The sequence below is a fragment of the Bacillus sp. V59.32b genome, assembly GCF_003429085.1.
Classification (GTDB): domain Bacteria; phylum Bacillota; class Bacilli; order Bacillales; family DSM-1321; genus Peribacillus.
The window spans coordinates 1-10,030 of the sequence record NZ_QVTC01000065.1; the positions used below are offsets into that span (position 1 = coordinate 1).

Consider the following 10,030-nt stretch of genomic DNA (forward strand, 5'->3'; position numbering starts at 1 on the left):
TTCTTTTTATTTAAGGAACGTTGTTATTTTGTAAGAACTGTTATTTTTATGGTAGGACACCACTCAGTTACAAATATTAATGTTGAGTGTCCAACAATATTGTATAGTTACCAACATAGTAACCTTATTTCCTTACTCCACCGTAACCGACTTCGCCAAGTTACGCGGCTTATCCACATCACAATCGCGGTGCAGCGCTGCATAGTAAGCAATTAACTGGAACGGTATTACAGAGACAAGAGGTGTTAATAGTTCATGCACTTCCGGAATGACGAAGGTGTCCTCTTCGGTATCGAGGCCCTTCATGGAGATGATGCATGGGTAGGCTCCGCGGGCTGCAACTTCTTTGACGTTGCCGCGGATGCTTAAGGCTACATTTGCTTGGGTTGCAAGGGCAAAGACGGGTGTTCCCTCTTCAATAAGAGCGATGGTACCGTGCTTTAATTCGCCGCCTGCGAATCCTTCTGCTTGGATGTAAGAAATTTCTTTCAGCTTCAGAGCCCCTTCAACGCCTACAAAATAGTCCATTGCGCGTCCGATAAAGAAAGCGTTTCTTGTTACAGACAGATATTCACGCGCGATCTCTTCCATTCGGTCTTTGGAGTCGACAAGTGCTTCCATGACAGTTGCGACAATTCCTAGCTCATGGGCAAGGTCGAATTCCACACCTTGTTTGCGGAATTTAGCTGTTACATCTGCCAAAATAGCAAGTACAGCAATTTGAGCGGTATATGCCTTTGTTGAAGCAACGGCAATTTCCGGGCCTGCATGTAGCAGCAACGTGTAATCCGCTTCACGGGAAAGCGTCGAACCAGGTACGTTCGTAACCGTCAGAGCTTTATAACCAAGCTCCTTGATCGCTACAAGAACGGCACGGCTGTCTGCTGTTTCCCCACTTTGGGAAATGAAGATGAACAATGGATTTTCAGAAAGTAACGGCATATTGTATACAAACTCAGAAGCAATATGAACTTCTACCGGTATTTTCGCCATGTTTTCGATCAGTTGCTTTCCTACCAGGCCTGCATGATAGCTGGTTCCGGCAGCAATGATATAAACACGGTCCGCCCCGCTCATCGCTTCGGCAATATTATAATCGATTGCAAGCTTGCCTTCTTCATTCTGGTATGCCTGGATGATCTTACGCATAACCGCAGGCTGCTCGTCAATTTCTTTTAGCATATAGTGCGGGTATGTGCCCTTTTCAATATCGCTTGCATCCAATTCTGCTGTGAATGGCTGACGGATGACTTCTTCACCTTCAAGGGTTTGGATCGTCACCTTTTCTTTTGTGACGATGACCATTTCTTTATCCATTAGCTCAAGGTATTGATCCGTTACCTGCAGCATGGCCATTGCATCGGAAGCGACTACGTTGAAGCCTTCTCCAACACCTACAAGCAGCGGGCTTTTATTTTTTGCGACAAAAATGGTTTCGTCGTTTTGGTTGTCTAACAATGCGAAGGCGTATGAGCCTTTTAATAGCGTCAATGTTTTACGGAAAGCTTCTTCAACCTCTAATCCGTCCAGGACGAATTTTTCGACAAGCTGAACGACAACCTCTGTATCCGTGTCACTTTGGAAGTCCACGTTCTGTAAATATTCACGCTTCAAAAGATCATAGTTTTCGATAACGCCGTTGTGAACAAGAGTCAGGCGGCCAGTCGTACTTTGATGCGGATGTGCATTGTACTGGCTAGGAACACCGTGAGTGGCCCAGCGGGTATGACCGATGCCTGTATGCGCCATTACATTTCCATCGACAATAGCGCGAAGGTCGGCAATGCGTCCTTTTTCCTTGAATACCTGAACCCCTGTTTCATTCTTTACCGCGATACCGGCAGAATCGTAACCTCTGTACTCAAGCTTTTCTAACCCTTTTAATAAGATTTCTTTTGAATCATTATTTCCAATATAACCGACAATACCACACATAAATCGTGTTCCTCCAATACCGATTCGGGGAACAGTAATGCACGAGGGCAATACTGCCCCCTTATCTCTGTATATTTTTTATGTGTGCAGTTCCTATCCTTTGTCCAACAGGTTACCCCGCTGTTTTAAGATAGAAATTCTTGCGGCTGTGCACGTGCAGCCGGGAGGCATCCGCCGAACTTCGATAAACCTCCTCCTCGTCAACTAAGCAATTCCGTCCAAGCTTAGTCCAGGCGCTTTAAAGTGTTTCTTTATTCTGTTCTCCTTCCTTATAAATTTGGACATATTTTTGCAATTGGTTCTGCAAAAACAGGATAATCATACCCTATTCCCTAGTATCCGTCAAGACAATATAGACTACCACGTTTTTCCCTTCCAGTCTCTCGTTAAACCAATGCTCTATATAAAAATATGCATAAGAGGGAAAGAAGTTCCTCTTATGCATATCCGTATTAATCATCCAGTCCCATTTCCTCTTTTACCACAACAGCGATGCGATCTACATACTGACGGCATTGCTCCTCGGTCGGAGCTTCCGCCATCACACGCACCAACGGCTCTGTGCCGGATGGTCTGACCAGAATTCTTCCGTTTCCGTTCATTTCAGCTTCAACCTCGCTGATAATCTTCTGAACCTTGGAATTTTCAGTCACTCCATGTTTATCGGTAACTCTGATGTTCACAAGCTTTTGAGGAAATTTCTTCATTTCGGCCGCAAGCTCGGAAAGAGATTTTTTTGTTACTTTCATGATATTGACAAGCTGCAGTCCTGTTAATAAGCCATCACCTGTCGTATTGTAATCAAGGAAAATAATATGTCCGGATTGCTCGCCGCCAAGGTTGTAGCCGCCTTTTCTCATTTCTTCGACTACATAACGGTCACCCACAGCTGTTTGCTTACTCTGGATCCCATGCGGCTCCAACCCTTTGTAAAACCCTAGATTGCTCATGACCGTAGACACAACCGTAGAATGTTTTAAGCGGTTATGTTCTTTCATGTATTTCGCGCAGATATACATAATTTGATCACCGTCCACGATATCTCCGTTTTCATCGATCGCAATCAAACGATCCCCATCGCCGTCAAAAGACAGGCCGATATCCGCACCTTTTTCTTGCAAGAATGCAGCCAGCGCTTCCGGATGGGTTGAACCGACACCTTCATTAATATTGAGGCCATTCGGACTTGCTCCCATCGTAGATGTATCGGCATCCAAATCCGCAAACAGATAAGTGGCCAATGAAGAGGTCGCTCCGTGTGCACAGTCAAGAGCGATATGAATGCCTGTAAAGTCCTCATCAACTGTTTGCTTCAAGTATTGAATATACTTTTGACCGCCCTCAAAATAGTCGTTCATATGACCTAGGTCACCGCCGACAGGTCGAGGAAGCTCATCCGTATCTAAATCCATCAACCGTTCGATTTCTTCTTCTTGCTCATCAGACAGTTTAAAACCATCCGGTCCGAAAAATTTAATCCCATTGTCCGCAACCGGATTATGGGAAGCGGAAATCATCACGCCCGCTTCCGCGCTTAAAGCCTTTGTCAAATAAGCTACTCCGGGAGTAGAAATCACACCAAGACGCATGACTTCAGCGCCGATGGACAATAACCCCGCCACTAGAGCACCTTCCAGCATATGTCCCGATATTCGCGTATCACGGCCGATTAGTACCTTCGGACGCTTTGTATCTTTCGTCAGCACGTATCCGCCAAAGCGGCCGAGTTTAAAAGCAAGCTCAGGAGTTAATTCGCTGTTCGCAACCCCTCTGACTCCGTCTGTACCAAAATATTTACCCATCAATATCGCTCCTTATTTGAATTGTTCTTTGAACTGTTCGTTATAGGCGTTTTACGTTTCTTCATTTCTTTGGGTGATTGTGACCGTTGCATTTCGCGACGGCAGCTCCCACTTCACTTTGTTTTGCACATTTACCTGGATGGCAACCTCATGTCTTCCTTCTTCCAATCTCTCTACGTTAATGGAGAGACGAATGTTGGAGGCGGTAGCTTTTCTTAGTTCATCCGGGTCTCCTAAAAGAGTAATATTTGACCGCCCCTGACGTGGGGAGACGAATTCCAGCTCCATATCATCGTTTAGCCCAACAGGCTGTATCAATAGATTATTAATGGTCTTTGTCTGTGCGGCTGCTTCTTCGTCCTCTGGGGCTTCCTCTTCATTGCCCGCGGAATCTTGTTTTTCTGTTTTAATATTGACAGTGGCCATTTCCCTAGACATTTTTTGGATATTATCAGGCATAATGATTGGCACCTCAATCTCAGTATTGCCTTCTATATCATTAACAGACACAGGCAAGCTTACTTCGTTAATGGCATTGAGAACGGATTCTTTCCCATACAGCGTGATTTCTTTTGGATCCACACTTATATCCGTAACCGTCACGCCATTATCCGGGGTTCCGGTTTGAACCGGTACGACTGGCACCCTTTTCGATGGAATGTTAATATCCACTGACACAGTGACTTCTTCAGGATCAATCACCACATCAAGCTTGTTTAAATCACGGTCAAACGCCTGTACAGTCGCCTGTCTGTTTATACTTTCGTTTATGCCATTATTCAGTTCTACATTCGCTTTCACAAATGATACTTTCTCAATCACATCTTTGGCTCCGGTAATTTTAACCGCTGCCGGACTCACAACAGCCTTCTCGACTGTATATCCTTCCTCCAGTAAAGAACGATTAAATTCCGGTTCCACCGAAAATTCCTTTGTCACTCTTTCCTGAACCGTGACTGTGGCGTATTTTGGGCTAATGGTCGCTGTCACCTTTTCATTCATGCCCTCTATTTTCAAAGGGACCCTTTTCTCTCCAACAGTGATTTCAGGATCCGATAAATCGATGTATACTCTAAATTCACGCTGATTTCTAATAGTAATCAACTGTGCTTTTGTTCCTTCAAATGTAATATCCACCGTTTGCGGAGCGCCGGTCACTACCAGGTTTTCCTGGTCGTAGTCAATCTCCACAGGGATATCTTCGATTGTTTCAGTATCCATTTGTCCCGGCGTATTTAAACCAATCGGCCGCTTGCTGGAATCAGTTTCAATATTAACGGAAGTAAATAAAAGACCAGCTAAGGCAAAAGCGACAATTCGAAAAAACCATGGGCTGTTCATAAATCTATCCATTTTTCTTTCCCCTCCAATTCCAGCGTACTGAAGAAGATGTTTTATTTTCCATAATAAGTTCTCTTGTTAAAATTTCCTTGAATTCATCCTGATCCAATTCACGATGTAGCTCCCCATTCTTAGTGAGAGAGATTGAGCCTGTTTCTTCTGAGACGACGATCGTAATACAATCTGTTACTTCACTCACTCCAAGGGCAGCGCGGTGCCTTGTGCCGAGTTCCTTCGAAATAAAGGGGCTTTCCGAAAGCGGCAGATAACAGGCGGCGGCCGCTACCTGGTTGTTTTGGATAATCACGGCTCCGTCGTGCAAAGGGGTATTCGGGATAAATAAATTAATCAGTAATTCACTCGAAATTTCTGACCTCAGCGGGGTTCCCGTTTCAATATAATCAGTAAGACCTGTTTCCCGCTCAATTGAAATAAGTGCTCCGATCCGTCTCTTCGCCATGTAAGAAGCGGCTTTAATTAATGCTTCTACTAACCGGTCCTGCTCTTCTTCTTCCTGTCCGGCACTGCGGGTGAACAATTTGCCTCTGCCCAATTGTTCAAGGGCCCGGCGCAGTTCAGGCTGAAAAATGATAATGATTGCAAGAAATCCCCATGTCATTGCTTGTTGCATCAACCATCCAAGTGTATTCAATCCAATCAGGCTGCTCAGGCTATGTACAACCACAATCACAAAAATGCCTTTCAGCAGTTGAACAGCCTTCGTGCCTCGAATGACCATTAATAGTTTATATATCACAAACCAAACAAGGAGAATATCAATGAAATTCACTATATAATCCAGGAAAGTAAAATTGGATAATGACATGTTACTTCCTCCAGTCGGGCAATGTTCGTAAATTGTTCTAACATGTAACTTTAGTATTATACCATAGTTTCTTCTGATACTTCTAAATATAATAGTGCCTCGTATTTGAGTTGTCCGAAAAAAAGCTGTCCCCAATTAGCAGTGACTTCAGAGGTTGAAGAGCAAATGCTTTCTTCGCTTGAAATCTTATCTGCTAATCTGGGACAGCTTTTTTTGAATGTTAATCTTCTACTTGGAAAATGGCGTTGCTTGCAGTTTTTATTTTAAACCAAAGCCATTCGAATATTTGATCTACCTCTTCAATATCACCGGTGACATTTCCGGCTGAAGCTAGATAATTGTGTCCGTTAATGACGGTTACATCGCCTTTGACATCCCCTTCTATCCGGATGTCTCCATTTTGGACAACTACATCGCCATTGACCGTTTCCCCCGCTGGGACAATCACGGTCTCATTTTCAACAATCAGGTTCGGTTGTTTGGAAACAGAAAAACTCTGATCCTGGTTATATGTTCCAAACATCGTTCCCGCCATCAAAATGAGGAACAAAGAGGCAGCCGTCAAAAATGGATGGTTCTTTAACCAACGCTCGGCCCCTATCTTTTTCTTTTCTTTTGGCAGGCTGGCCATAACCCTCTGAGTAAAATCAGACGGAGCTGATATTCTTGAAGTGCTCTGAACGAAGGCAACCGCTTTTTTCAGCTCATGAAAATGAGTCTGGCAATCCTGGCAACCGCGCAGATGTTCTCGTAAAATATCCTCGTCTTCCTTCTTTATGTCTTCATCTAAATATGCATGCATAAAGTCGATGATTTCAGGGCATTTCATATGTCTCACCTTCTTCTATAAATGACGCAGCTGGTTTCTCAGCGCTTCCCGGCCGCGATGTATTCTCGTTTTGACAGTACCTACAGGCAAGTCCAAGATTTCACTGATTTCCTTCAGCGATAGTTCCTCAATATATTTTAATACGATAGGCGATCTGTATTTTTCGGGCAACTTAAGTATTTCGGCCTGAATGGTTTCCTGCAGCTCTAAGGACTCTACTTCATCTTCCGGCAGAGCCGTATCAGCGGCAATTTGGGAGTACATATCCAAGCCTTCCGCACCTGCGACTTCGGCATCCAGATAAAAATCCGGTTTCTTTTTGCGAATCCGGTCGATGCACAGGTTTGTGGCAATCCGATACAGCCATGTGGAGAACTTCATGTTAATATTGAAACTTTGAATATTAACATATGCCCTCAGGAACGCTTCCTGGGCCATATCTTCCGCTTCATGTCTATTCCCGAGCATTCTGAAACAGATTTGGAATACTTTGTCCTTATACAGCTCGACAATCTCCCCAAATGCGTCTTGATCTCCCTTCAAGACTTGTTTAATTCTCTTTTTTATTAATTCTTCCATTCGCCACTTTACCTCCGCTTCATGCGGCTATACGATATTTACGAATCGCAAGCTAAAAAGGTTTCACTTTAATTTTAACAAACCATGCCGATATATGTTTATGAAATAAAAAAAGCGGTAATATAAAAAAACGATGACTTGAAAGAGAGGAATGCCAAATGACTGCGGAACAGCTTTTGCGTAATATTGAAGAATGCAGAGAAAGAATGATTAATCTAGCCTCTTATTCCTCTTCCATGATCGATCATAAAGTAATAGAAGCTAGCACAGAACTTGATATGCTTATAAATCAATATCTTCACCTATCAGAAAAGCGCAAGCGCCCTTTTGTAAGAACCGTCGACTAAAAGCTGCCACTTCCTTATGTCTTACGTCGACACCAGCACATCCTGTGCTAGTCCAAGCGGCTGGGCGCTGGCCGACAAGACCGTCACGTCGTGTGCGTCGTAGCTAGACACCTATCAAAGTTAAAAAAGTGATACTTTCTTATCTTTTCAAAAAAAACAGTAACCCGGCGGTTACTGTTTCATTTTTTTAGAGTAGTTTTTCTCCAAATAGAGAACCCATTAAAGCAACGGCTACAGTTGCCGTTTTATTTCTTTCATCCAGGATCGGGTTAACCTCTACAAATTCGGCCGAAGTCACAATTTTAGACTCGGCAAGCATTTCCATAGCGAGATGGCTTTCCCGGTAGCTGATCCCTCCGTTTACCGGAGTTCCGACTCCTGGTGCATCTTGCGGATCTAATCCGTCCAAATCTAATGATAAATGGACTCCATCTGTCCGCTCCTTTAAATAATGGATCGCTTCTTCCATTACTTTAGTCATTCCTAGACGGTCGATTTCATGCATGGTGAAAACCTTGATACCCTTGGCATTTATCAATTCCCGTTCCCCTTGGTCCAAGGATCGCGCGCCTATAATGACGACATTTTCAGGCTTTATTTTTGGAGCATACCCGTGAAGATTAATGAGATCAGGATCACCCAATCCGATGCTTACGGCAAGCGGCATGCCATGAATATTGCCTGAGGGTGACGTTTCTTCTGTGTTTAAGTCACCATGTGCATCATACCAAATTACGCCCAGGCTCTGATAATGCTTGGCCACACCAGCGAGCGTTCCGATCGCAATGCTGTGATCCCCGCCTAATACGAGCGGAAAAGCGTTATCCTGAATAATCTTATCTACTTGTTCGGCTAGCATTTCATTTCCTTTAGCTACTAATTCAAGATTTTTTAAATTGGAATTTGGGTTTTCGATCAGCCTGGGTCTTCCCACAACAATATCACCCAAGTCATCCACTTCTATTTCCAAAGCTTCCAATCTTTCAACCACTCCGGCATAACGTATGGCACTCGGTCCCATATCTACGCCACGCCTCGTTTGTCCAAGATCCATAGGTAATCCAATGATAGATATTTTTTTAGTCGTCATCTCTCTATAGGCCCCCTTTCTTACTATTCTATAATATATCTGAATATTCATATGGTTCAACCCAACAAATTCATGCATAAGTATGCGGTTTCAATTTCATTAAAGTGAAAAGACCTCTCAACCAATTAAGTGGATAAAATAAAAAAAGTCCTAAACCGAAAAGGTTTAAGACGAAAATTTCGTGTATGTAGTTGATGGTGGAGCCTAGCGGGATCGAACCGCTGACCTCCTGCGTGCAAGGCAGGCGCTCTCCCAGCTGAGCTAAGGCCCCATTCTATAGAAAGTGATAGCGCCATTTAATAGATGTTTTTTTTCACTAGAAAGTGAGCCATGAAGGACTCGAACCTTCGACCCTCTGATTAAAAGTCAGATGCTCTACCAACTGAGCTAATGGCTCCTATGGCTGGGCTAGCTGGATTCGAACCAACGCATGACGGAGTCAAAGTCCGTTGCCTTACCGCTTGGCTATAGCCCAAAAATAGTCTTATAAAAAAACAGGTGGTAATCATATAATTCCCTCTTACAGAGAACATATAACTGATCCACAAGATTTTTAATGGTGGAGGGGGACGGATTCGAACCGCCGAACCCGGAGGGAGCGGATTTACAGTCCGCCGCGTTTAGCCACTTCGCTACCCCTCCACATATGATTAAAAGATAAAAATGGTGCCGGCAAGAGGACTTGAACCCCCAACCTACTGATTACAAGTCAGTTGCTCTACCAATTGAGCTACACCGGCATGGTGGAGGATGACGGGATCGAACCGCCGACCCTCTGCTTGTAAGGCAGATGCTCTCCCAGCTGAGCTAATCCTCCAATATGTATGGTGACCCCTACGGGATTCGAACCCGTGTTACCGCCGTGAAAGGGCGGTGTCTTAACCGCTTGACCAAGGGGCCATATGTAATAATATAGATAGGAAGCTCCCAAGCGGGCTCGAACCGCTGACCTCTTCCTTACCATGGAAGTGCTCTACCTGCTGAGCTATGGAAGCATGGCTCCGCAGGTAGGACTCGAACCTACGACCGTTCGGTTAACAGCCGAATGCTCTACCACTGAGCTACTGCGGAATAGTTAAATATCATCCTAAAGTTTATATCACTTTGCCGAATGTCCTCATCTCAGTAAGCCGAACCAAGTAGCGGCTCGATGAGTACAACTCGCAGGTAATTCATTGCAGTATGGCTCGTTGCTCTACCACTGAGCTACTGCGGAATAATTTCAGCTTGGCGACGTCCTACTCTCACAGGGGGAGATCCCCCAACTACCATCGGCGCTGA

General features: G+C 44.3%; 8 protein-coding genes and 9 tRNA genes. 1 reads left to right on the forward strand and 16 read right to left on the reverse strand.

What is annotated here, in order from left to right:
- Window positions 1-132 precede the first annotated feature (132 nt).
- The 6 genes from glmS to sigW form a co-directional block, all read right to left on the reverse strand.
- Window positions 133-1,935 carry a glutamine--fructose-6-phosphate transaminase (isomerizing) gene (gene glmS / locus D0463_RS15030; RefSeq protein WP_117308206.1) on the reverse strand — a complete coding sequence of 601 codons (1,803 nt, stop codon included), beginning with the start codon at window positions 1,933-1,935 and terminating at the stop codon, window positions 133-135.
- A gap of 452 nt (window positions 1,936-2,387) precedes the next feature.
- Window positions 2,388-3,737 (reverse strand): phosphoglucosamine mutase, encoded by a 1,350-nt coding sequence (gene glmM, locus D0463_RS15035; protein ID WP_117308207.1) that lies wholly within the window; start codon window positions 3,735-3,737, stop codon window positions 2,388-2,390.
- Between the two features lie 51 nt (window positions 3,738-3,788).
- Window positions 3,789-5,090 (reverse strand): CdaR family protein, encoded by a 1,302-nt coding sequence (locus tag D0463_RS15040; protein ID WP_117308208.1) that lies wholly within the window; start codon window positions 5,088-5,090, stop codon window positions 3,789-3,791.
- Window positions 5,083-5,904, reverse strand: a complete 822-nt coding sequence (cdaA, locus tag D0463_RS15045; protein ID WP_117308209.1) for a diadenylate cyclase CdaA — start codon at window positions 5,902-5,904, stop codon at window positions 5,083-5,085. The genes D0463_RS15040 and cdaA overlap by 8 nt, the downstream gene beginning before the upstream one ends.
- Before the next feature lie 220 nt (window positions 5,905-6,124).
- Window positions 6,125-6,733: an anti-sigma factor family protein gene (locus tag D0463_RS15050; protein WP_117308210.1), complete on the reverse strand. Its 609-nt coding sequence runs from the start codon at window positions 6,731-6,733 to the stop codon at window positions 6,125-6,127.
- Window positions 6,734-6,748: 15 nt separating this feature from the next.
- The gene (gene sigW, locus D0463_RS15055; protein WP_117308211.1) at window positions 6,749-7,312 is read right to left on the reverse strand and encodes an RNA polymerase sigma factor SigW; all 564 of its coding nucleotides are present in this window, start codon (window positions 7,310-7,312) and stop codon (window positions 6,749-6,751) included.
- A gap of 158 nt (window positions 7,313-7,470) precedes the next feature.
- Between sigW and D0463_RS15060 the strand changes: the two genes are divergently transcribed.
- Window positions 7,471-7,659 (forward strand): aspartyl-phosphate phosphatase Spo0E family protein, encoded by a 189-nt coding sequence (locus D0463_RS15060; protein ID WP_117308212.1) that lies wholly within the window; start codon window positions 7,471-7,473, stop codon window positions 7,657-7,659.
- A 187-nt stretch (window positions 7,660-7,846) separates the two neighbouring features.
- On the opposite strand, the gene rocF is transcribed toward D0463_RS15060, so the two are convergent.
- The 10 genes from rocF to D0463_RS15110 form a co-directional block, all read right to left on the reverse strand.
- Window positions 7,847-8,749, reverse strand: coding sequence for an arginase (gene rocF / locus D0463_RS15065; protein ID WP_117308213.1), 903 nt, complete (start codon window positions 8,747-8,749; stop codon window positions 7,847-7,849).
- 195 nt (window positions 8,750-8,944) lie between these two features.
- Window positions 8,945-9,020 (reverse strand) — tRNA-Ala (locus D0463_RS15070).
- A 53-nt stretch (window positions 9,021-9,073) separates the two neighbouring features.
- A tRNA-Lys gene (locus D0463_RS15075) sits at window positions 9,074-9,146 on the reverse strand.
- A 3-nt stretch (window positions 9,147-9,149) separates the two neighbouring features.
- Window positions 9,150-9,224, reverse strand: a tRNA-Gln gene (locus D0463_RS15080).
- Between the two features lie 82 nt (window positions 9,225-9,306).
- Window positions 9,307-9,391, reverse strand: a tRNA-Tyr gene (locus D0463_RS15085).
- A 22-nt stretch (window positions 9,392-9,413) separates the two neighbouring features.
- Window positions 9,414-9,489, reverse strand: a tRNA-Thr gene (locus D0463_RS15090).
- A gap of 1 nt (window position 9,490) precedes the next feature.
- Window positions 9,491-9,566 (reverse strand) — tRNA-Val (locus D0463_RS15095).
- Window positions 9,567-9,574: 8 nt separating this feature from the next.
- Window positions 9,575-9,649 (reverse strand) — tRNA-Glu (locus D0463_RS15100).
- A gap of 22 nt (window positions 9,650-9,671) precedes the next feature.
- A tRNA-Thr gene (locus D0463_RS15105) sits at window positions 9,672-9,744 on the reverse strand.
- Between the two features lies 1 nt (window position 9,745).
- Window positions 9,746-9,820 (reverse strand) — tRNA-Asn (locus D0463_RS15110).
- Between the last annotated feature and the right edge of the window lie 210 nt (window positions 9,821-10,030).

Coding starts and splice junctions, on each gene's coding strand:
- glmM (WP_117308207.1), bottom strand. CDS start 3,737: ATGGGTAAATATTTTGGTACAGACGGAGTCAGAGGGGTTGCGAACAGC.
- D0463_RS15050 (WP_117308210.1), bottom strand. CDS start 6,733: ATGAAATGCCCTGAAATCATCGACTTTATGCATGCATATTTAGATGAA.
- sigW (WP_117308211.1), bottom strand. CDS start 7,312: ATGGAAGAATTAATAAAAAAGAGAATTAAACAAGTCTTGAAGGGAGAT.
- glmS (WP_117308206.1), bottom strand. CDS start 1,935: ATGTGTGGTATTGTCGGTTATATTGGAAATAATGATTCAAAAGAAATC.
- D0463_RS15040 (WP_117308208.1), bottom strand. CDS start 5,090: ATGGATAGATTTATGAACAGCCCATGGTTTTTTCGAATTGTCGCTTTT.
- cdaA (WP_117308209.1), bottom strand. CDS start 5,904: ATGTCATTATCCAATTTTACTTTCCTGGATTATATAGTGAATTTCATT.
- D0463_RS15060 (WP_117308212.1), top strand. CDS start 7,471: ATGACTGCGGAACAGCTTTTGCGTAATATTGAAGAATGCAGAGAAAGA.
- rocF (WP_117308213.1), bottom strand. CDS start 8,749: ATGACGACTAAAAAAATATCTATCATTGGATTACCTATGGATCTTGGA.